Origin of the sequence: Streptomyces sp. Sge12 (assembly GCF_002080455.1) — a bacterium.
Classification (GTDB): Bacteria; Actinomycetota; Actinomycetes; order Streptomycetales; family Streptomycetaceae; genus Streptomyces.
The window spans coordinates 1,216,695-1,237,526 of sequence record NZ_CP020555.1; the positions used below are offsets into that span (position 1 = coordinate 1,216,695).

The window sequence follows — 20,832 nt, forward strand, 5'->3', positions numbered from 1 at the left end:
CACCCCGATGGCCCTTCCGCATCACCGATCCGTCCTGGAGAACACCGTGAACGACGCGTCCCCGCAGCAGTACCTGGTCGTGGCCAACGACGAGGAGCAGTGCTCCCTCTGGGAGGCCGGCCGGCCCGTCCCGCTGGGCTGGCACGACCAGGGCGTGCGCGGCACCAAGGAGGCGTGCCTGGAGCACATCGAGCGGGTGTGGACCGACATGCGCCCGCTCAGCCTCCGCATGAACATGGCCGGCTGACCCGACGATCCCCGGGCACCACGCCGCTCCGGCGGTCCGCATCGCGGGCCGCCGGGGCGGCGCGGCGGTGCCGGAAGGAACCCCTATGACCGGCTCGTATCCGGGCGGCTCCGCATCGTCGCGCCGCCTCACCCCGCTGGCCGCCCTGGTGGCGGCCTCCGGGATCTCCTCGCTCGGCATGGCGGCGACCCTGGTCGCCGTGCCCTGGTTCGTCCTGCACAGCACCGGCAGCGGCACCCGGACGGGGCTCGTCGCCACCGCCGAGGTGCTGGGCCTGCTGTGTTCCGCCGTGCTCGCGGGTCCGGTGGTCGACCGGCTGCCGGTACGCGCGACGAGCGTGGGGGCGGACCTGCTGACGGCCGCGGCGATCAGCCTGATCCCGCTCCTGCACGCCTGGGACGCCCTGAACCTGCCCGTCCTGACCGCCTTGGTCTTCCTGGTGGGGGCGGCCCGCGGGCCGTCCGACACCTCCAAGCAGCTGCTGCTGCCCGCTGCGATGCAGCGCGCCGGGGTGACGGCGGAGCGGGCCACCGGATGCGTCGAGGGGGCCCGCCGGATCGGCATGATGGCGGGGGCTCCGCTGGCCGGTCTGCTCATCGCGACCGCCGGCCCCGTACGCACCCTGTACGCGGACATGGCGGCGATGGCGCTGTGCGCCCTGCTGGTGGCTGCCCTGGTTGCGGTGGTGCCGCGGTCCCGTCCGGCCGACGGGGCGCCGGGCGGCTCGTACGCCGGGGAACTGCGTTTCGGGCTGGCGCAGTTGCGCCGGGACCGGCTCCTGGGGGCGATGGTGGGGGTCTTGATGCTGACCAACGCCCTGGACGGGGCGCTGAACGGGGTCCTCTACCCGGCCTACGGAACCCAGGTGCTGCGCAGCAGCGCCCTGTTCGGGGCGATGATCACGGCGATGGGGGCGGGCGCCCTGCTCGGGGCGGCCCTGTACGGCTGGGCGGGCCACCGGCTGCCGCGGCGCGCGGTCTTCGTCGGGGCCTTCGTCCTGGTCGGGGCGGTGCGCTGTGCGGTACTGGCGGCCGAGCCGCGGGTGCCGGTGCTGCTGGCGGTGCTGGCCGTGTCCGGTATCGGGTCGGGGGTGGTGGGGCCGCTGATGATGTCGGTGGCCTACGAGCGGGTGCCCGAGGAGGTGCGGGGGCGGGTGTTCGGCCTGCTGGTGGCCGCCGCGCTGGCGGCGACCCCGCTGGGCATGCTGGGTGCGGGGCTGGTCCTCGACGCCTCGGGGCTGGTGGCGGCGCTGCTGGGTACGGGGGCGCTGTACCTCGCGGTCACTCTGGCGCCGCTGGTCTTCCCGGTGTGGCGGGGGCTCGACGCCCGCAGCGGCGCGGGGACTTCGGGGATCGCGGAGGCTTCGAAGGAGCCGGCCGGGCGCGCGCACGACGCACCGGCCGCATCGGGGGCCAAAATCCTGACCGAACAGGCATAGTTCGTCCATTTTTGCGGCCCCTCACCATCGGGCCAGGCAGCTTGATGAGCTGTCGGATCGGCCGCCGGAGCGCCCGGGGCACGGCAAGGTTGGTCCTGCACCGACCGGCGCGGACGGCCCACGAAGCACTCCGCGCCCACACCAGACCGCTCGTCTTCCTGGGGATCCCATGCTCAAGCGTTATGTCATCGCCCTGTCCGTGACCGCGTCCGCCCTGCTGCTGCCCGCGGCCGGCGTCGCGCAGGCCGCCGACGACACCTCGGCCACGACCACCGCGACGACCACCACCGGCGGGGAGAACACCACCACGGCCCCGACGACGCGCCAGATCGTGACGGCCGACGGACGGGTGGTCACGATCGGGACGGGCACGCTCGGCCACCGCAACCGCGACACGGCCGACAGCTCCTGGGGCGGCTGACCCGGCCGGCCCGTCAGGGCCTGCCGAAAGGGGGGAGGGAGGATCGCCGTCGCGATCCTCCCTCCCCCCTTTTGCCGTCCTGCCCGCCCGCCGCGGCGCGGCCGCCCTCAGCCGCCCCGGGGGCCGAGGCAGACGACGGCGTACTGGGCTCCCTGCGCGTCGATGTACCGGCGCGACCAGCCCGCCGGTACGTACAGCAACTCGCCCGGCAGCAGCCGGCACTGGAAGGACTCCGGCCGGCCGCTCTCACCGGTCCCCGTCAGCTGCCAGGTCACGGCGCCGGCGATCTGGTGGACCAGGAGGTGCTCCCGGCCCTCGGGCTGCGCGGTCCAGACGGCGTCGGCGCCCCCGCCCTGGGTGGATCCGGGCGTCTCCACCCGGTCCAGCCGGACGGACAGGCCGGTCAGGGCGCCCAGTTCGGCGGTGAACCGGTCCGCCTGGGCCGGCCGTACACCGCCCTCCGCCGGGAGCGCGCCCGCGTCGTCGGCGTCGTCGGCGTCGCCGAACGCCGGATTGTCGTACTCGGGCCACAGCACACCCGGTGCCCGGTCCAAGTGGACCGAGAGGAACAGGACGATCTCCCGCAGGTGCGGGGTCCCCCGCTCGCAGCCTGCGTCCGTCATGTCCATTACGTGCCCCTCTTGTTCGGCGACTCGACAGCTCCCATCCCAGCAGCATGCGACACGCCCGCCACCTGCGACAGCCACGAGAACGCGTGACACCGAGGTCAGGAGGGCGCTACCGTGCCGTCCGCCCCCGCCACGGCCTCGGCCGCCTGCTCGGCCTCGGCGCCCCGGTCCAGCAGGCCGCGCGCGGCGGCCGCCACACCCGCCTGGAAGCGACTGCCCGCACCGAGCTCCTGCATGATGTCGGCGATGTGGCGCCGGGCCGTGCGCAGCGACATGCCCAGGCGCCGGGCGATGGCCTCGTCCTTCAGCCCGGCCGCGAGCAACCGGATGATCGTTTCATGGATCTCCCGGGCGACCTCCTCCAGCCCCTGGCCGGCCGCGGCCGAGAAGGGCGAGGCCAGGTCCCAGGTCTGGTCGAAGATGTTGCACAGGTAGGCGACGGTCGAGGGCTCGCGGATCACCACGGCGCCCCAGCTGCCGTCGGCGACCGGAATGAAGGCCAGTTCCCGGTCGAAGGCGATGAGCCGGCCGAAGAGTTCGTGCGCCGTGCGGTACTGCGCCCCCAGGACGGACGTGGCCGCGACATAGGCCTGGCTCGGCCCGTTGAACCGGGCCGTGTGGTGGTAGAGGGTGCGGATCGAGATGCCCCGCTGGAGCATCGTCTCGTCCCGCCGCAGCGCCTCCTGCATCGCCTCCGGCACCCTGCTGCCGCCCCCGGGCTGCGAGCTGAGCATCTCGGTGGTGCAGTTGAGCGAGGCCCGGTTCAGTGCCCCGCGCACGTCCTCCAGGCTCTCCAGGACCTCCAGCGACTCCCCCGTGGAGCGGCGGCCCAAGTAGTGCGGCAGGAAACGCCCGAGGTCCTCGCGGATCCCGCTGATCTCCCGCTGCTGGTCACGGATCTGCGCCTCCAGGGGCGCGACGAGCTGCTCGGCCGCGGTGTCGGGGGCCACCGCGAAGGCGACCGACGGGTCCACCGGGCTCACGTGCAGCAGGCGTGACGCGCGTAGACGCGCCACGCTGCCGCGGACCTCGTCCGGGTCGCGCCCCGTACCGGCGGCCACCGCGTCCACGTCCACCGTGCGGTGTTCGAGCACCCAGCCGTAGACATCGATGTCAACATCGGCATTCTTCGGATCCGGCACCACATCAGATGTTTGCATTGCCCCACTTTGCACTTTTCACCCCGGGTCGCTTTGCTGCCAGGCACCTTGGTGAGGTGCCCGCCCCCTGGCGCCAGGATATGCAGCACGAAAGGCTGAGCGGGACGAACAGCGGCGGGCATCCGGCCACTTCAGGACCCGGGACGACCGAAACGGTGCGATCACACACAGCGTGATCGCACCGTCGCCCGGGGTGGCGCCCCGCCGCTCCCCTTCACCATCGATCCGGAATCCGGAGCCCCACATGCTGGACAGCACCCTCACCGCCCCCGCACCGGAACTGCCCGCCCTGACCCCCCGCGAGCAGGAGGTCCTCGCCTACCTCGCGCAGGGGCACACGTACCGGATGATCGCCTGCCGGATGGGGCTGAGCCCGCACACGGTCGACACGTACCTGCGGCGGCTGCGCAGCAAGACCGGTGCGGTGAACCGGACCCAGCTCACCCACATCGCCTTCCGGCTGGGCTACTGAGCCGGTCGCCCGGCCGTGGCCCCGGCACCCGGGGCCGCGTCCTCGAACTCGCGCATCCGGCGCAGCGGGGAGCACAGCAGGACCAGCGGGGCCACCGACAGGGCCGCGGCGCACAGCCACAGCGCGTTCCGCACGCCCAGCAGTTCACCGAGGAGCCCCGCCAGCAGACCGCTCAGCGGCAGGACGCCCCACACGAGGAAGCGCATCGTGGCGGTCATCCGGCCGAGCAGGTGCGGCGGGCAGACGGTCTGCCGGTAGGTGACCTGGCAGATGTTGTAGAGGGTGACACCGGCCGACTGGACGAACGAGCCCAGGACGAACAGGCCGATCCTCCAGTCCTTGTCGGCGAGCGGGAGCAGGAGCCCGAAGGGCATGGTCACCAGGAGGGACAGCCACGTGAGCCGGGCCGCGCCGACGGCCCGGGTCACCCGGTCGGCGACCGTCGCCGCGAGCACCGAACCGATCGTGGCCGTCGTCAACACCCAGCCGACGGCCGCGGGCGGCAGCCCCACGGTCCGGGTCAGGAAGAGCACCTCGATGGCCATCACCGCACTGAGGAACAGGTTCACGGCGGCGGTGTTGAGGGCGATGAGCCGCAGGATGCGGTGGCCCAGGACGTAGCCCAGCCCCTCGCGGATGTCCCGCAGCAGGTGGCGGCGGGGGGCGGGCTCGGGCTTCTCCTCGCGGGCGCCGATCCGCCCCAGCAGCACCACGGAGACCAGCGAGGTGACGGCTTGGCCGGCCAGCGTCCCGGCGGCGCCGAGCAGTTGCACCAGGAAGCCGGCGATACCGGGGCCGGCGAACTCCGCGCCCGACCGCACCGTCTCCAGCTTCGAGTTGCCCGCGATCAGGGTGTCCTTGCCGATGAGCGTCGGCAGGTAGCTCTGGTCTGCCACGTCACCGAACAGCCGGGCGCAGCCCAGCAGCAGGGCGACCGCGTACAGCAGCGGCATCGAGTGCAGGTCGAGCAGGTAGGCCACCGGCAGCGCCGTCAGCAGGACGGTGCGCGCCAGGTCGGCGGCCATCATCACGCGGCGCCTGCGCATCCGGTCGACCCAGGCCCCCGCCGGCAGGCCCAGTACCAGGAAGGCCGCGTGTTCCGCGGCGGCCAGCAGGCCCGCCTGCATCGCCGAGGCGTCCAGGGTGAGCACCGCCATCAGCGGGAGGGCGACGTAGGTGATGCTGCCGCCCAGCTCGTTGCAGATGTGCGAGGACATGAAGAGGCGGAAGTCCCTGCGCCGGCGGCGCTGCACGCTCTGCTCGGAATCGGTGGGCTCGTCGGTGGTGACGGACACGGGTGCGTTCCTTGTCTGGGTGCGGACGGGGTCCGCGGGTCGCTGGTTCATCGGGGGGCGGGCGCGGGAAGCGCCCGCGGGTCGAGCTTGCCGCCGGGGGTCCGCGGCAGCCGCTCCATCAGTGTCACGGCGGCCGGCACCAGGTATCCGGGCACCTTGGCCAGAAGGTGACGGCGCAGGGCGTCCGGGGTCAGGTCGCTGCCGGGGGTGACGGCGGCCCAGGCGGCCAGCTGCGGTCCGTCGGCCGCCGCGACGGCGCGGGCGACCACGTCCACCACGTCCGGGTGGGCGGCCACGGCCGCCTCCACCTCCTTGAGTTCGACGCGGTGGCCGCGGATCTTGACCTGGTCGTCGGCGCGCCCGAGGAAGACGAGCGGGCCGCCGGGGGCCCGCGTGACCCGGTCGCCCGTGCGGTACATGCGCTCGCCCGGGACGCCGGCGAACGGGTCGGCGACGAACCGCTCGGAGGTCAGCGCCGGCCGGCCGTGGTAGCCGCGGGCCAGGCAGGAGCCCGCCAGGTACAGCTCGCCCGGGGCGCCGGGGGGCGCCTCGCGCAGCTCCTCGTCGAGGACGTAGGCGCGTACGCCCGCCAGCGGTTCGCCGAGCGGGATCAGTTCGTCGCCCGCGAAGCCGGCCAGTTCCGCCGGTCCGGGCTCGTAGGAGGTGGCGGTGATCGTGGACTCGGTGAGGCCGTAGCAGCTGACCACCGGGGGGTGGCCGGCGGCCGCCCAGTTCACCAGGTCCGCGGTCCGGCCCGCGTCGCTGCCGATCACCACGCGGCGCAGGGTGCCCGGCAGGGCCCGCGGGGTGCGCTCCAGGTCCTTGGCCCACTGCGTCCAGTAGGGGGTGGGCAGGTTGACGACGCCGATCCGCTGTTCGGCGAGGAACGGCTCCAGTTCGGCGGGCGAGAGGACGTTGTCGGTGACGAAGACCGCCGTGCCGCCCGTGCACCAGGTGGGCAGCGCCTCCTCCAGGCAGACGTCGAAGGCCGGGGCCGCGAACTGCAGCACCGCGTCCTCGGCGGTCAGCGCGTAGCGCTCGGCCAGGGTGCGGACCTGCGCGGCGAGTCCGGCGTGGCCGACCGCGACGGGCTTGGGCAGCCCGGTGGAGCCGGAGGTGAAGAGCACGTAGGCGAGGGAGCCCGGGGCGATGCCGGCGGGCGGTTCGGCCGCCGCCGTGGGGGCGGCGCTGGTCGTGGAGGCCCAGAACAACGCGCGTCCGGTGCGGCGTTGCAGCATCGCGGCCGCGTACGTGTCCGGGGCGACGGCGTGCCGGGTGCCGGCGGCCTCCAGCAGGGTGCGCAGCCGCTCGTCGGGGGCGTCGAGGTCCACGAGGAGGGCGGCCGCGCCCGCGTACCAGATGCCCAGCAGCCCCACCGCCCAGTGGATGCCCCGGCGCACCCCCAGGAGCACGGTGTCCTCCGGTCCGGCGCCGGCGGCGCGCAGCTCCTCGGCCACCGCCCGGGCCCGCCGGTCGAACTGGCGGTAGGTCAGCTCGCCCTCGGCTGCGCGGACCGCGGTGGCCTCGGGTGCGATCCGGGCCCGGTGCGCGATGCGCAGGGGCACGGGGGTGGTCTCGGTGGGGCTCATGGTGGTGGTGTCTCCTGGGGGTGCGGGCGGGCTCTTCGCGGGGGCACGGCCCGGTCGGGTGCGGTCAGGCGCCGTCGGGTGCGACCGGGCCCGGTCGGGACGCGGCCGGGCCCCGTCGGGTGCGACCGGGCCCGGTCGGGTGCGGTCAGGCCCCGTCGCGGGAGCGGGGGCGCAGGGCGGGGCGGGCGGGGGCGGCGGGGGCGGTCGCGGCCTCGGCCAGGCGGGCGGAGATGCCCGCCGGGGTGGGCGTCTCGAAGAGGTCGCGGATGCCCAGGTGTACCCCGAGCTCGGTGCCGATGCGGCCGGTCAGCCGGGTGGCGAGGAGGGAGTGGCCGCCGTGGGAGAAGAAGTCGTCGTCCATGCCCGCCTCCTGGAGGCCGAGGACGGAAGCGAAGATCTCGCAGACCGCCTTCTCCTCGGGGGTCGAGGGCAGCCGGCCGACCGGGCGGTGCACGGTGGCCGGGTCGGGAAGCGCCTTGCGGTCGAGCTTGCCGTTGACGGTCAGGGGGAAGTGCGGCAGGTGCAGGAAGAGCGACGGGACCATGTAGTTGGGCAGGTTGCGGCCCAGTTCCGTGCGGACCTCCTCGGCGGTGGGCGTTCCGGTGAAGTAGCAGACGAGCCGCTGCTGGCCCGCGTGGTCCCGGTCGACGGCGACGACGGCCTCGCCCACGCCGGGCACGGCGCGCAGCGCGGTCTCCACCTCGCCGAGTTCGATGCGGTTGCCGCGGACCTTGACCTGGTGGTCCTGGCGCCCGAGGAAGTCGAGTTGGCCGTCGGCCCGCATCCGGGCGAGGTCGCCGGTGCGGTACATGCGGCTGCCCGGCTCGGCACTGAAGGGGTCGGGGACGTAGCGCTCGCTGCTGCGGCGGGGGTCGCGCAGGTATCCGGGGCCCACGCCGGTGCCGCCGATGAAGAGCTCGCCGGGCACGCCGGGCGGTACGGGCGCGAGCGCGGCGTCCAGCAGGTAGAGGGTGTTGTTGCGCAGCGGGCGGCCGACGGGCAGCCGGCCGTGTTCCAGCTGGGCGTGCACGTCGGGCCGGATGAAGGCGTGGGTGTTGTCGTCGGAGCACTCGGTGAGGCCGTAGGCGTTGACGATCGCGGCCTGCGGGTGGCGCGCGTACCAGCGGGTGCACAGTTCGGGCGGCAGCACCTCGCCGTTGACGATGAACCAGCGCAGGTCGGGCAGGGCCGGCGGGCGCACCCCGGTGTCCCACAGGTCGACGGCGGCGCGGACGAAGGACGGCACGGTCTCCAGAACGGTGATCCCCCGGTGGGCGGCGTCGCCGAAGAGGGCGGCGGGGTCGCGGGCGGTGTCCCGGGAGACGAGGTGGACCTGTCCGCCGGTGATCAGCGGGGCGAGCATCTGCCACACGGAGATGTCGAAGGTCAGCGGGGCGTTCATCACCACGCGGTCGCCCTCGTCGAGGGTGAGGTCCTCGACCTTGGCCAGGAGGTGGTTGTTCATGCCCCGGCGGTGGACCATGGCGCCCTTGGGCTTGCCGGTGGAGCCGGAGGTGAAGCAGACGTAGGCGAGGGCGTCGGGACCGCCGGCCGGTGCCGGCCGCTCGCCCGGGGCGGCGGCCGCGTCGTCGATCACGAGGACGGGCAGCCCGCCGGGGACGGCGGCGGCGATCTCCTCGGCGCGGGCGCGCTGTTCGGGGGCGGCGAGCAGCCGGGCGATCCCGCCGCTCGCGAGGAGGTCGGCGGTACGGGTGACCGGGCCCTCGGGGTCGAGGGGGACGTACGCCGCTCCGGAGCCGAGGATGCCGAGCATCGCGACGGGGACGCGGGCGGTGGGCTCGCTGAGTACGGCGACCAGGTCGCCGGGGCGGACCCCGTCGGCGAGCAGGGCCAGGGAGAGGGCGTCGGCGCGGGCGACGAGGGCCGCGTAGCTCAGCTCGCGGCCGGTGTCGTCGGTGGTGGCGACGGCTTCGGGGCGGCGCTCGGCCTGTTGGCGTACCCGCTCGACGACCTCCGCGTACTGCTCGTCGCAGGCGGTGTCGTTCCATTCGACCAGGACGCGGTGGCGTTCGGCCGGGGAGAGCAGGTCCACGGTACCCACCGGGCACGACGGGTCGTCGGCGACGGCTTGGAGGAGCCGGGCGAGGCGTTCCAGCAGGGCCTGGGCGGTGTCCCGTTCGAAGACGTCCGGCCGGTAGTCGATCTGCAGGCGCAGCCGGTCGCCGGGGATCGCGGTCAGCGAGAGCGGGTAGTGGGCGGCGTCGTGGGGGTCGACTCCGGTGACCTCGAGCCCGCCCGCGCCGAGGGCGGCGAGGCCGGCCGCGTCCACCGGATAGTTCTGGAAGGCGACGCAGGAGTCGAAGAGCTCCCCCGCTCCGGCGAGCCGCTGGATCTCGACCAGTCCCAGGTGGTGGTGGTCGATCAGCCGTGCCTGCTCGTCCTGGAGCCGCTCGAACAGTGCGACGAGCGACTCGGCGGGATCGATGCGGACGCGGACCGGCACGGTGTTGATGCACAGGCCCACGATGTCGGCGACGCCGGGCAGTTCGGGGTCGCGGCCGCTGACGATGGCGCCGAAGACCACGTCCTCGGAGCGGATCTGGCGGCCGAGCAGCAGCGCCCAGGCGCCCTGGAGGAGGGTCCCGGAGGTGATCCGGTGGGCGCGCGCGAGGGCGCCCAGCCGCTCGGTCAGGGATGCGGGGAGGTACGTCTCGACGCGGTCGGGCAGGACCGTGCCGGGCGGCGGGGACACGGGCGCGGTGCGGGTGCCGCCCGCGAGGCCGTCGAGCGCGCGGGTCCAGGCGTCCTGGGCGGCGAGGGTGTCGCGGCCGTGGAGCCGGCTCAGGAAGGCGGAGTACGGGGTGACCGGGCCCAGCGGCGCGTCGTCGGCGTGGTGCAGGGCGAGGAGTTCGCGCACCAGGACCGGCCAGGACCAGCCGTCCATCAGGATGTGGTGGTAGGTCAGCAGCAGCCGGTGGGAGAGCGCGCCGGTGCGGATGAGGGTGAAGCGCAGCAGCGGAGGCCGGGCGAGGTCGAAGCGGGTGGCCCGGTCCTCGGCGAGGAGGGTGTCGACGGCGGCGGCGCGCTCGATCGCGTCGAGCCCGGTCAGGTCCACCTCCTGCCAGGGGGTCCGTACGCCGCGCCGGACGACCTGGGCGGGTTCGCCGGTGGCGCGGCGCAGGAAGCCGGCGCGCAGGTTGGCGTGCCGTTCCAGGACGGTGTCGGCGGCGGCGCGCAGCCGGTCCGGGTCGAGGGGGCCGTCGAGGTCGAGGATCAACTGGGCCACGTAGACGTCGCGTTCGTCCTCGTCGAAGAGGGCGTGGAAGAGGATGCCGTCCTGGAGCGGGGAGAGCGGCAGGACGTCCTCGACCAGCGAGCGGGCGGCGGGAGCGGGGGTGGGCGCGGCGGTGAGAGCGGGTGTGGGAGCGGGCGTGGACGGCGGGTGGTTCATGGTGGTGGTGTTCCTTCTGGGGTCAGGCGGTCTGGGTGCGGCGGGCCCGGCGGACGATCGGCGGGTCCTGCGCGGCGGCGCCCGCGGCCGCCGCGGCGGGCAGGGCCGCGGCGAGTTCGGCGACGGTGGGGCCGGTGAAGAACTGGCGGATGCCGACGGCGGCCCCGAACCGTGCCCGGACCTCGGCGAGCAGCTGGGTGGCGAGCAGGGAGTGCCCGCCCAGGTCGAAGAAGCTGTCGTGGACGCCGATCCGGGGAAGGCCGAGGACCTGCTCCCAGATCGCGCACAGGGCGCGCTCCTCGTCGGTGCGCGGCTCCTGGTGGGCCCCTGGGGCGCCGGACGCCGCCGGGTCCGGTACGGGCAGTGCGGCGAGGTCGGTCTTGCCGTTGGCCGTCACGGGGAAGGCGTCGAGCAGGGTCAAGGTGGTGGGGACCATGTAGTCGGGGAGCCGGGCGCGCAGGTGCTCGCGCAGTTCCGCCGGGGTGGGCGCGGGGGCTCCCTCGGCCGGGACCGCGTAACCCGCGAGCGCGGGTCCGGCCGCCGTGTCCACGACGGTGACGGCGGCCTGGCCCACCGCCGGGTGGCCGGCCAGGGCGTGCTCGATCTCCCCCGGTTCGATGCGCAGCCCGCGGATCTTGACCTGCCGGTCGGCGCGGCCGAGGTACTCGACCTGGCCGTCGGCGTTCCAGCGGGCGAGGTCGCCGGTGCGGTACATCCGGGCGCCCGGGGGGCCGTACGGGCAGGCGACGAAGCGTTCGGCGGTCAGCGCGGCCCGGCCGAGGTAGCCCTGCGCGAGTCCGGCGCCGGCGATGTAGAGCTCGCCGATGACGCCGGGCGCGGCGAGGCCGAGCCGTTCGTCGAGGACGTGGAGCTGCGTGCCGTCGAGCGGGCGGCCGATGGGGACCTGCCCGTCGGGTGCCTCCTGGCCGGGGCCCACGGCGAAGGTCGCGGCGAAGGTGGTGGCCTCGGTGGGGCCGTAGGCGTTGGTGACGGTGGTGCGGGGGCAGGCCTCGCGGACCCGGCGGACCATGGACGGGGAGGCGGCCTCGCCGCCGGTCATCACCTCGTGCAGGGAGCCGAGTGCGGGCAGGCAGCGGTCGGCGAGGACGTTGAAGAGGGTGGCGGTGAGGAAGGTCCCGGTGACCTTCTCCTCCGTCATCAGCCGGGCCAGCGCGTCGACGTCGAGGTCGCCGGGGGGTGCCACGACGACGAGCCCGCCGTTCAGCAGCGGCACCCACAGCTCGTAGGTGGAGGCGTCGAAGGCGTGCGGGGAGCGGAACAGGACCCGCTCGTGCGCGCCGCCGCGCCAGCGGCGGTCGGTGGCGAGGGCGACGACCTCGCGGTGGGAGACGGCCACGCCCTTGGGGGCGCCGGTGGAGCCGGAGGTGTACATCAGGTAGGCGAGCGCGTCGGGTTGTCCGGCCGGCCCGGCCGTCGCAGCCGCTTCGCCGGCTCCTTCGGCGGCCCGTTCGGCAGTGGGTTCGGCCGGGCGCAGTACGTGGCGCGGTCCCGCCGGTACCGGCTCGCCCTCCGGGAGGTCGGTGACGAGGACGGCGGCGCCGGACGCGGCGATCACGGCCTCGGTACGGGCACCGGGGGCCCGGGCGTCCAGCGGCAGGTAGGCGGCCCCGGCCTTGAGGATGCCCAGGCAGGCGGCCACCAGGTCGGCCGAGCGGTCCATGAGGACGGCGACGGCCTCGCCGGGGCGGACGCCGAGGGTGCGCAGGCGACCGGCGAACAGCTGGGCCGCCGCGTCGAGTTCGGCATACGTGGTCCCGCGGCCGGCGCAGAGCACGGCGGGCCGGTCCGGGTGGGCGGCGGCCCGTTCCGCGAAGGCCTCGTGGACGGTGCGGGCGTCGGTGGCGACGGGCGCGCCCTGCCAGTGCTCCAGGAGGTCGGCGCGCTCCCCCGGCAGCAGGACGTCGAGCGCGGAGAGCGGGATCCCCGGTTCGCGGACGACGGCGCCGATCAGATGGACGAGCCGGTCCAGCAGGCGCCGGGCCGTTCCCTCGTCGAACAGGTCGCTCGCGTACTCCAGGCCGAGGGCCAGGCCGCGGGGTTCTCCGGTGGCCGGGTCGTGGAGTTCCTCGACCTCCAGGGTGAGGTCGAACTTGGCGGTGTCGGTGCGCACCGCCTCCACCTGCGCGGTCAGGCCCGCGAAGGCGGGGATCTGCGGCTCGGTGCGCTGGGCGGCGACGGCCACCTGGAAGAGCGGGTGCCGGGCCGCCGAGCGGGCCGGGTTGAGGCGTTCGACCAGCGATTCGAAGGGCAGTTCCTGGTGGGCGTACGTGGCCAGGGCGGCGGCGCGCACCCGGTCGAGCACCTCCGTGAAGGCCGGGTCGCCGGAGGTGTCGGCGCGCACGATCAGGGTGTTGACGAAGAGCCCCACGAGGTCGGTGAGGGCTTCGTCGTCGCGGCCGTCGACGGGGCAGCCGAGCGGCAGGTCCGTGCCGGCGCCGAGGCGGGTGAGCAGGACCGCGAAGGCTGCCTGGACGGCCATGAACGGTGTGGCGCGGCCGTCCCGGGCCAGTGCGGCCAGGCCCGCGTGGGCGGCGGCGTCGGTCCGTGCCTCCACCACCGCGCCCCGGTGCGCGGCGACGGCCGGGCGCGGCCGGTCGGCGGGCAGCGCCAGTTCGTCGGGCAGGCCGTCGAGGACCTCCGCCCAGTGGGTGAGCAGCCGGGCGTGCAGGGAGTCGGAATCCTGGGCCGGGCCGAGGAGTTCGCGCTGCCACAGGGCGTAATCCGGGTACTGGACGGGCAGTTCGGGCCACTCGGGCGGCCGGCCGGCGGTCCGGGCGGTGTAGGCGGCGGCCAGGTCGCGCACGAGGATGTTGACGGAGTGGCCGTCGCCCGCGATGTGGTGCAGGACCAGGAGCAGGTAGTGGTCCTCGTCCCCGTCGGTGAAGAGGTCGGCGCGCAGCGGCGGTTCGGTGCGCAGGTCGAAGGGGCGGGACGAGGCCTGCGCGGCCCGCCCGGCGCGTTCGGCGGGCGGGCAGTCGGTGACGGCGAGCGCCGGGGCGGCGTCCGCGGGCTCCAGGACCCGCTGGTACGGGCGGCCCGCCTCGTCGGGGAAGACGGTGCGCAGCGCTTCGTGGCGGGCGCTCACGTCCGCGAGGGCGGCGCGCAGGGCGGCGCGGTCCAGGACGCCGTTCAGCCGGAGCCCGACGGGGATGTGGTAGAGCGCGCCGTCGGCGCCGTCGCGGGCGTGGAACCACAACCGCTGCTGGGCGTGGGACAGAGGGATCACAGCAGGGCTCCGAGCTGGGATTCGAAGGTGTCGAGGTCGGCCTGGCTGACCCGGGTGAGGGACACGTCGGAGGGGGTCAGTCCGCCGGCGTCCGGGCGTGCGGCGTGGGTGACGACGGAGCGCAGCATGGTGAACCACTCCTGGGCCAGGTCGTGGACCCACGGCCCGGGGAGGGCGTTGCCCGCCCAGGTCCAGGTGGCGCTGAGGGTGAGGCCGTCGGGGCCCTCGTGGGCGGCCGCGTTCACCTCGACGGCGTGCGCCATCGGAAGTCCCTCTTCGGCGTCGTCCAGGGCGAAGTCGTGCCCGGGGGCGGCGTCCCACGGCGCGTCGCCGCCCATCGGGAACCGGCCGAGGTAGTTGAAGCCGATCTGGGGTATGCCGCGCGCGGCGAGGTCCCCCCGGGTGCGGGAGTTGAGGTGGCGCAGCAGGCCGAAGCCGATGCCCTTGTCCGGTACGGCGCGCAGTTCCTCCTTGACGAGGCGCAGGGCGGCTCCGATCGCCGGTCCGCCGGCCCGGGCCTCTTCGAGGTCGGGGCGGCCGAGGGCGAGGCGGACGGGAAAGACGGTGGTGAACCAGCCGACGGTGCGGGACAGGTCGGTTCCGTCGGCGATGTCCTCCCGGCCGTGGCCCTCGACGTCGACGAGGACGGCTCCCTCCATGTCCTCGGGGACCTGGGGGACCTGGCCGTCGGCGTTGCGCCGGCCGAGGACGGCCAGCGCGAGGGCGGTCAGCAGGACGTCGTTGACGGTGCCGTTGACGAGGCCGGGCGCGGTGGTGAGCAGGGGGCCCGCCACGTCCGGGCCGAGGGTGAGGGTGAGGGTGTGCTCCGGGCTCTCGGGGTCGAGGCCGCCGGGTGCGCGGACCCCGGCGAGGGCCTGCGGGGCCTCGCGCAGGGCCGCGGCCCAGCGGTCGGCCTCGGCGGTCCGGCGGCCGGAGGTGGCCTCCGCGCGCAGCAGGTCGGCCCAGTGCGCGAAGGGGGTGTGCGCCGGTTCCAGGACGGGCTCGCGGCCCTCGGCGAGGGCCGCCGCGCAGGTCCGCAGGTCGTCGTGGAGGATGCGCCAGGACACGCCGTCGACGACCAGGTGGTGGATGACGAGCGCGAGGCGTCCCTGCTGTCCGGCTCCCCGGTCCATCAGGACGGCGCGCAGCATGCGGCCGTCGCGGGGCGAGAGCAACCGGCGTGCGGCCCGCATCCGCTCCCGGGTCAGGGCGGGCAGTTCCGCGTCGTCCCTGCCGCGGGCGTCCACCTGGTCCAGCAGGTCCGCCGCGGTGACGGAGCCCGCGGGGGGTACGACCGGCTCGGCGCCGGCCGCGGCGATCCCGTCGGGCAGCCGCAGCCGGAGCATCTCGTGGGTGTCGAGGAGGGCCTGGACGGTGCGTTCGGCGTCGGCCGCCCCGAAGCCCGGCGGGGTGCGCACCACGAGCGACTGGTTGTAGGTGTCGACGGGACCGCCGAGTTCGGCGAGCCAGCCCATGATGGGGGTGGGGGTCAGCGGCCCCAGCCGGCGCGGGGGCACGGCCGGGCCCGCGCCGGCCCGTACCCGGCCGTGGGCGCGGGCGGTGGCGGCGAGCGCGTTCACGCTCTCGGCGCGGAGCACGTCGCGGGTGGTGAGGACGAGGCCGGCCGTGCGGGCGCGGCTGACGACCTGGATCGCCTGGATGCTGTCCCCGCCCAGCCCGGTGAAGCTGTGGTCCGCGTCGACCTCGCCGCGGCCGAGTACCTCGGCGAAGAGGGTGCGCAGGGTCCGTACGGGGTCGGCCCCGGCGGGCTGCTCGGTGCGGTGGGCGGGCTCAGCCACGGGCCGTGTTCCCGGCGAGGGCGGCCACCAGGGAGGCGGGGCGCATGTCGGTCCAGACGCGCTCCACGTGGTCCAGGCAGGCCTGGCGGCCGTCGGGGCCGTGCACCACGTGCCAGCCGGCCGGGACGGGGTTGGCGGCGGGCCACAGGGAGTGCTGGAGCTCGTCGTTGCGGACCACGACGTAGGCGGCGTTGTCGTTCTCGAAGGGGTTGCTCATGGCGGTGCGCCTTTCGGTTGGGGTGGGCGCGTACGGGTGGTACGGCGCCTCGTGGGACGGGCGGTGGTGGTGGATCAGGAGCGGGGTGCGGCCTCGATGTCGAGGCGGATCAGGGCGCGTGCCGCGTCGAGGGCCGCGTGCACGCCTTCGGGCTCCGCGTGGCGGGCGATCACGTGCCCGAGCCGGTCGGAGGCACTGCGGGGGCTGTGCACGGGCGTGCCGGGGGCGGCGGTGACCAGCACCGACTCGACCCCGTCGACGGTTTCGGCGGCCCGGGTGCCGTGGGCGGCGGTGAGGGTGCCGTCGGTGTCGGCGAGGAGGAACTGGATGCCGGCGTGGCCGGCGTCCTCGGCCTTCAGGTGCGGGGGCAGGCCGAGGGCGGCGCGGAGCTGCTCGCCGAGCAGGTCGACGCCGGTGGCGAGCCGGATCAGTTCGGGGATCATGCCGCCGGCCGGGCGGGGGTTGATCTCGATGAGGGCGGGTCCGCCGGCGGTCAGTTTGACCTCGGTGTGGGTGGCTCCGAGCCGGATCCCGGCCGCGTCCAGGGCCGCCGTCACCGTCTCGGTGATCCGCTGTGCGGTGGTGGCGGGCAGTGGGGCGGGGAAGAGGTGCCGGTGCTCGACGAAGTACGGGGTCGCGGTCACCGACTTGGCGGTGATGCCGACGCACTGGGCCTGCCCGTCCTGGCTGAACATCTCGACGCTGTACTCGGGCGCCTCCAGGTACTCCTCGACGAGGACGGTGCGTGCGGTGGGCATGCCCCGCACGTTGGTGTCGATCGCGAGGATCCGCTCGATCTGGGCGCGGACCTCGGCCTCGTCCGCGCAGAGCAGGACGTTCGTGGAGCCCGAGTCGTCGGCCGGCTTGACCACGCAGGGCAGTCCGGTGCGGGCGACGGCGGCCGCGGCCCCGTCCGGCTCGCGTACCAGGGCGTACCGGGGCTGGCGGACGCCCGCGGCCCGCAGCCTCTCGCGCAGCGCCGACTTGTCCCGGCAGACGGCCACCGCTTCGGGCGGGTTGCCGGGCAGGCCGAGCCACTGGGCGATCCGGGCGGCGGCCGGTACGTAGAAGTCGCTGGTGGTCGTGACGCCGGCGATCTCCTCGCGGCGGAAGCGCTCCTGTACGGCCTCGCGCAGGGCGGCGTCGGAGTTGGTGTCGCAACGCACCACCTCGGCGCCGGTGTCCGCGAGACCCCGGTAGCGGTCGGGGTCGCCGGTCAGCAGGACGGGTACGGTGCCCAGTTCGCGTGCCCGCTCCAGCGCCAGCATTCCGGTGCCGGTGGTGTTGGACTCCACGAACAGCAGGTGCCGGCGGATCCCGGCGGGCGGGCTGTAGGCGAGGGCGGACCAGGTGCGGGCGGTCCCGTCGGTGCCGAGGGCGGCCGGGGCGGTGGCGGTGGGCACTTCGCGCAGCCGGTTCGCGTCCCAGTGCTCGTCGTTGTAGACGGTGTCGGCGTAGCGGTCGCCCCGGTCGGGCAGGATGCCGACGATGCGGGTGCCGGGTTCGGCGCGCTCGGCGAGGCCGGTGAGGACCCGGTAGACGGAGCCCGAGGTGTTGCCGCCGAAGATCTGCTGCTCGCGGGCGAGGTCCCAGGTGGCGGCGAAGGCCTCGTGGTCGTTGAGCCAGTGCACCTCGTCGACGAGGGTGCGGTCCAGGTTCTTGGGCAGCAGGCTGTTGCCCAGTCCGCTCTGCAGGCGCTGCGGTACGTCGGGCTGGCCGAAGAGGGCGCTGCCCACGCAGTCGACGCCGACGACGTGCAGGGCGGGCAGGGCGGCGCGCAGGGCGCGGGCGGTGCCGCAGAGGGAGCCGCCGCTGCCGACGGCGCCGACGAGGGTGTCGAACCGGCCCAGGTCCTCGAGGAGTTCACCGGCGAGGGTGCGGTAGGCGCCGGGGTTGTCGGGGTTGGTGTACTGCTGCGGCCAGAAGGCGCCGGGCAGTTCGCCCCGCAGCTCCGCGAGCCGCTCCAGGCGGGCGCTCTGCCAGCCGTGGCTGGTCATGGCCTCGACGATGTGCACCCGGCAGCCCAGGGCGCGGAGTTTGGCGAGGGTGACGGGGTCGATGCGCGGGTCGGTGACGATGTGGACCTCGTGGCCGAGGGAGCGGCCGACGAGGGCCACGCCGAGGGCCATGGTGCCCGAGGAGCTCTCGATGACGGGGTCGCCCGGCTTCAGGGTGCCCAGCCGCCGGGCCTCCAGCAGGATGTTGCGGGCGACGCGGTCCTTCATCGCGAAGAGGTTCTGCAGCTCCAGCTTGGCGTAGACCTCCACGCCGCGGGCCTCGCCCAGGCGCAGCCGCACCAGCGGGGTCGCCCCGATCGCGTCCGTCACGGTGTCGAACAGCATGCTCAGATCTCCAGCTCGGTGGGGTGGGCGGGCACGCCCGTCGGGCTCCAGCTGTCGCCGCCGCCCAGGGAGCGGTGTACGGACACCTCTCCGCCGAGGGCGGCGCAGCCGGCCCGGATGTGCTCGGTCTTGCCGGCGAGGGCCGGGTCGCCCGCCTCCAGGAGGACGCCGAGCATGGTGCCGCTGTGGGCGAGCACCAGGCCCAGGCCGTCGACCTCGCGGCACAGGGCGTGCAGTTGCGCGAATCCGGCGCGCCGGCGGCGGTGGGCGTTCATCTCGGCGCTGCGGGTGGCGACGGCGCCGACCTCCTGGAGGTCGCCGCGGGCCACGGCGGCGGTGAGCCGGTCCAGCAGGAGCGCGTACTCGGCGCGGTCCGCGGCGCCGATGGCCCGGGCGACACGGTTGTGCGCGACGGTGTCCACCTGCCCGCCCTCGTCGTGGGCGACGACGGTGAGCGGGGGGAGCACGCCGAGGCGGCGGCCGAGGCGCACCTCGCGGTGGTGGAAGGCGACGATCTCGTCGTACATGACCCCGTCGGCCGGTTCGATGCCGCGCAGGAAGTCCTCCGTCTCGGCCGGGGTGAAGGCGCGGCCGTGGGCGGCGCCGACGGCCCGTACGGTGGCGACGAGGTCGGCGGAGGAGCTGGCGAGGCCCTTCCCCTCGGGCAGGTCCCCGGCCACCTCCAGCAGGCCGCCGTCCGTGCTGCCGAGGGCGGCCAGGACGGCTTCGGCGACCCGCCGGGACTTGGCCTTGTGCGCCGGCCGCACCTGGACGCCGTGCCGGCCGGGCACGGGGTGGAAGACGGCGGTGGCCCAGCGTGCCAGCGGGAAGGTGACCAGGAAGTCGCCCTGCGGGTGGGGCAGGGCGCCCTGGAGCAGTTCGCCGAAGGTGCCGAAGGCGCTGCCGGATCCGGCGGGGGCGGTGGCGGTCCCCCCGGCGGTGTCAGTGCGCGTGCCGTACGCGGGTGCGGGTGCCATCGCCTTCCTCCTGCTCGGTCTCGGTGCCGGTCGCGCCGTACAGGGCGCGGTCGCCCTCCTCGGCGCCCGCGCGGATCGCCGCGGCGCGCCGGTCCCAGTCGGCGGTGAGCCGTTCGTACGTCTCCTGCTGGGTGCGCAGTACCGCGCGCACGGCCTCGGGGCGGGCCGAACCGGCGGACACCATGCGTTCCAGTCCCCGGTCGACGTCGAAGGCCTCGGCGAGGAGCCGGGCGGGGTCGGTGAGGGTGATGCCGTGTCCGGCGGCCGCCTCGGCCAGCAGGGCGGGCTCGCCCGGGGCGGGGGCGGCGCCCGCCGTCGCGGCGAGTACGACGTACTTGCCGGCGACGACCTGGGCGGTGCGCCAGGGCACCCCCTCGGTGAGGCAGAGGGCGTTGGCCAGGCTGAAGCCGCCGAGGAACTCGCGCTCGCACACCTGGCGCATGCGGTCGGCGCGGAAGGTGAGCCGGCGCAGCACCTCGGTGAGGAGGCGGACGGTGCCGTGCGCCGAGTCGAAGGCGTTCAGCAGGTGGGTGCCCGCCTCCTTGGAGACCTCGACGAGGTTGCAGAAGGGGGTGTTGCGCTGGCCCAGGAGCACGTCGAGGTGGAAGGCGGTCAGGTGGGCGGTGCGCCCGCGGATCCGTTCCAGGACGGGGTAGTTCTTCTTCTGCGGCATGGCGGAGGAGATGCCGGACAGTTCGTCGGGCAGTTCGATGAAGCCGTACTCGCTGCCACCCCAGGTGAGCAGGTCGGTGGTGAAGCGGCTCAGGGCGGTGCCCAGCAGGCTGAGTTCCGCGGTCAGTTCGGCGCTCCAGCGGCGCGAGGCCACGGCGGTCAGGGCGTGGGGCTGCGGCCGGGAGAAGCCGAGCAGCCGTGCCATCCGGTCGCGGTCCCAGGGCAGTTCCTGACCGGCCATGGCGCCGGCGCCCAGCGGGGAGGCGTCGATGCCGTCGTAGGCGTTCAGCAGCCGGGCGTGGGTGTGCAGCAGGTGCTCGGAGAGCGCGGCGAGGTGGAAGCCGGGGGTGATGATCTGGGCGGCCTGGAAGTGGGTGTAGCCCGGCATGGGCAGGTCGCAGGTCTTCTCGGCCAACCGGTGTACGACGGAGCCGAGTTCGAGGAGGGCTGCGGCGAACCGGGTGAGCTGGTCGCGTCCGTACATCACCTGGGCGCAGGCCTGGAGGTCGTTGCGGCTGCGGTCGGCGTGCCATGCGGTGACCGGGTGGGGCAGCCCCGCCTCGACGTGCCGTTCGAGGGCGAAGGCGATGTCCGACATGTTGGCGCCGGGCTGCGCGCTGAGGGTGTCGGGGCCGACGGAGTCCAGCAGGGCGGCGATCCGGTGGGCCTCCTCGGCGGTGATCAGGTCCATGCGGACGTACTCGGCGGCCAGGGTCTTCTCGATGGCGACGTAGTGGCGCAGCAGGTGGCGGGACTCGAATGCGAACTGCGGGGCGAGCACTTCGTCGTGGAGGAGTTCCGCGGGGCCGCCGCGGATGCGGCCGCTCAGCTCGGGGGCGGGCCCCGGGGTATCGCTCGTCACGTGGTGTTTCCGTTCCTGTTCTGGTGCGGGGCGCAGGGCGCGGGCGCGTCGGC

Annotated in this window: 15 protein-coding genes; 4 read left to right on the forward strand and 11 right to left on the reverse strand. The window is 74.8% G+C overall.

Features of this window, described 5'->3' with window-relative positions:
- Positions 1-46 precede the first annotated feature (46 nt).
- The 3 genes from B6R96_RS05585 (at position 47) to B6R96_RS05595 (ending at position 2,106) form a co-directional block, all read left to right on the forward strand.
- Complete coding sequence (locus B6R96_RS05585; protein ID WP_237291334.1) at positions 47-247, forward strand: MbtH family protein; 201 nt, start codon at positions 47-49, stop codon at positions 245-247.
- 85 nt (positions 248-332) lie between these two features.
- Complete coding sequence (locus tag B6R96_RS05590; protein WP_081521807.1) at positions 333-1,685, forward strand: MFS transporter; 1,353 nt, start codon at positions 333-335, stop codon at positions 1,683-1,685.
- A gap of 169 nt (positions 1,686-1,854) precedes the next feature.
- Entirely contained in the window at positions 1,855-2,106 is a 252-nt protein-coding gene (locus tag B6R96_RS05595; RefSeq protein ID WP_053169753.1) for a hypothetical protein, read from the forward strand.
- A 107-nt stretch (positions 2,107-2,213) separates the two neighbouring features.
- Here the strand turns inward: B6R96_RS05595 and B6R96_RS05600 are convergent, their stop codons facing one another.
- Together B6R96_RS05600 and B6R96_RS05605 are read right to left on the reverse strand one after the other, a co-directional pair.
- Positions 2,214-2,729 carry a hypothetical protein gene (locus tag B6R96_RS05600; protein ID WP_159396288.1) on the reverse strand — a complete coding sequence of 172 codons (516 nt, stop codon included), beginning with the start codon at positions 2,727-2,729 and terminating at the stop codon, positions 2,214-2,216.
- A gap of 104 nt (positions 2,730-2,833) precedes the next feature.
- Complete coding sequence (locus B6R96_RS05605; RefSeq protein ID WP_081521809.1) at positions 2,834-3,895, reverse strand: response regulator transcription factor; 1,062 nt, start codon at positions 3,893-3,895, stop codon at positions 2,834-2,836.
- 244 nt (positions 3,896-4,139) lie between these two features.
- Here B6R96_RS05605 and B6R96_RS05610 point away from each other — a divergent pair, with 244 nt between their 5' ends.
- Complete coding sequence (locus B6R96_RS05610; RefSeq protein WP_030388977.1) at positions 4,140-4,367, forward strand: response regulator transcription factor; 228 nt, start codon at positions 4,140-4,142, stop codon at positions 4,365-4,367.
- On the opposite strand, the gene B6R96_RS05615 is transcribed toward B6R96_RS05610, so the two are convergent.
- The 9 genes from B6R96_RS05615 to B6R96_RS05655 all read right to left on the reverse strand — a co-directional run bounded on the left by B6R96_RS05615 (position 4,361) and on the right by B6R96_RS05655 (position 20,779).
- On the reverse strand, positions 4,361-5,662 hold the full coding sequence (locus B6R96_RS05615) for an MFS transporter (protein WP_199829342.1): 1,302 nt from the start codon (positions 5,660-5,662) through the stop codon (positions 4,361-4,363). The genes B6R96_RS05610 and B6R96_RS05615 overlap by 7 nt on opposite strands.
- Before the next feature lie 47 nt (positions 5,663-5,709).
- Positions 5,710-7,251 carry an amino acid adenylation domain-containing protein gene (locus B6R96_RS05620; RefSeq protein ID WP_081521810.1) on the reverse strand — a complete coding sequence of 514 codons (1,542 nt, stop codon included), beginning with the start codon at positions 7,249-7,251 and terminating at the stop codon, positions 5,710-5,712.
- Positions 7,252-7,396: 145 nt separating this feature from the next.
- The gene (locus B6R96_RS05625) at positions 7,397-10,663 is read right to left on the reverse strand and encodes a non-ribosomal peptide synthetase (protein ID WP_081521811.1); all 3,267 of its coding nucleotides are present in this window, start codon (positions 10,661-10,663) and stop codon (positions 7,397-7,399) included.
- 22 nt (positions 10,664-10,685) lie between these two features.
- Positions 10,686-13,910 carry a non-ribosomal peptide synthetase gene (locus B6R96_RS05630; RefSeq protein ID WP_107475470.1) on the reverse strand — a complete coding sequence of 1,075 codons (3,225 nt, stop codon included), beginning with the start codon at positions 13,908-13,910 and terminating at the stop codon, positions 10,686-10,688.
- Positions 13,907-15,709 (reverse strand): condensation domain-containing protein, encoded by a 1,803-nt coding sequence (locus tag B6R96_RS05635; protein ID WP_081521813.1) that lies wholly within the window; start codon positions 15,707-15,709, stop codon positions 13,907-13,909. Before B6R96_RS05635 ends, B6R96_RS05630 begins: the two co-directional genes overlap by 4 nt.
- The gene (locus B6R96_RS05640) at positions 15,702-15,926 is read right to left on the reverse strand and encodes an MbtH family protein (protein WP_030388971.1); all 225 of its coding nucleotides are present in this window, start codon (positions 15,924-15,926) and stop codon (positions 15,702-15,704) included. Before B6R96_RS05640 ends, B6R96_RS05635 begins: the two co-directional genes overlap by 8 nt.
- Positions 15,927-16,000: 74 nt before the next feature.
- Positions 16,001-18,268, reverse strand: coding sequence for a pyridoxal-phosphate dependent enzyme (locus B6R96_RS05645; RefSeq protein ID WP_081521814.1), 2,268 nt, complete (start codon positions 18,266-18,268; stop codon positions 16,001-16,003).
- Between the two features lie 2 nt (positions 18,269-18,270).
- Positions 18,271-19,245: a GHMP family kinase ATP-binding protein gene (locus tag B6R96_RS05650; protein ID WP_081521815.1), complete on the reverse strand. Its 975-nt coding sequence runs from the start codon at positions 19,243-19,245 to the stop codon at positions 18,271-18,273.
- Positions 19,211-20,779, reverse strand: a complete 1,569-nt coding sequence (locus tag B6R96_RS05655) for an argininosuccinate lyase (RefSeq protein WP_237291335.1) — start codon at positions 20,777-20,779, stop codon at positions 19,211-19,213. The genes B6R96_RS05650 and B6R96_RS05655 overlap by 35 nt, the downstream gene beginning before the upstream one ends.
- Positions 20,780-20,832: the final 53 nt, after the last annotated feature.

Excerpts from the sequence above, each read along its gene's own strand:
- B6R96_RS05610 (WP_030388977.1), top strand. The coding sequence starts at position 4,140 with ATGCTGGACAGCACCCTCACCGCCCCCGCACCGGAACTGCCCGCCCTG.
- B6R96_RS05620 (WP_081521810.1), bottom strand. The coding sequence starts at position 7,251 with ATGAGCCCCACCGAGACCACCCCCGTGCCCCTGCGCATCGCGCACCGG.
- B6R96_RS05595 (WP_053169753.1), top strand. The coding sequence starts at position 1,855 with ATGCTCAAGCGTTATGTCATCGCCCTGTCCGTGACCGCGTCCGCCCTG.
- B6R96_RS05645 (WP_081521814.1), bottom strand. The coding sequence starts at position 18,268 with ATGCTGTTCGACACCGTGACGGACGCGATCGGGGCGACCCCGCTGGTG.
- B6R96_RS05590 (WP_081521807.1), top strand. The coding sequence starts at position 333 with ATGACCGGCTCGTATCCGGGCGGCTCCGCATCGTCGCGCCGCCTCACC.
- B6R96_RS05650 (WP_081521815.1), bottom strand. The coding sequence starts at position 19,245 with ATGGCACCCGCACCCGCGTACGGCACGCGCACTGACACCGCCGGGGGG.
- B6R96_RS05625 (WP_081521811.1), bottom strand. The coding sequence starts at position 10,663 with ATGAACCACCCGCCGTCCACGCCCGCTCCCACACCCGCTCTCACCGCC.
- B6R96_RS05640 (WP_030388971.1), bottom strand. The coding sequence starts at position 15,926 with ATGAGCAACCCCTTCGAGAACGACAACGCCGCCTACGTCGTGGTCCGC.
- B6R96_RS05600 (WP_159396288.1), bottom strand. The coding sequence starts at position 2,729 with ATGACGGACGCAGGCTGCGAGCGGGGGACCCCGCACCTGCGGGAGATC.
- B6R96_RS05605 (WP_081521809.1), bottom strand. The coding sequence starts at position 3,895 with ATGCAAACATCTGATGTGGTGCCGGATCCGAAGAATGCCGATGTTGAC.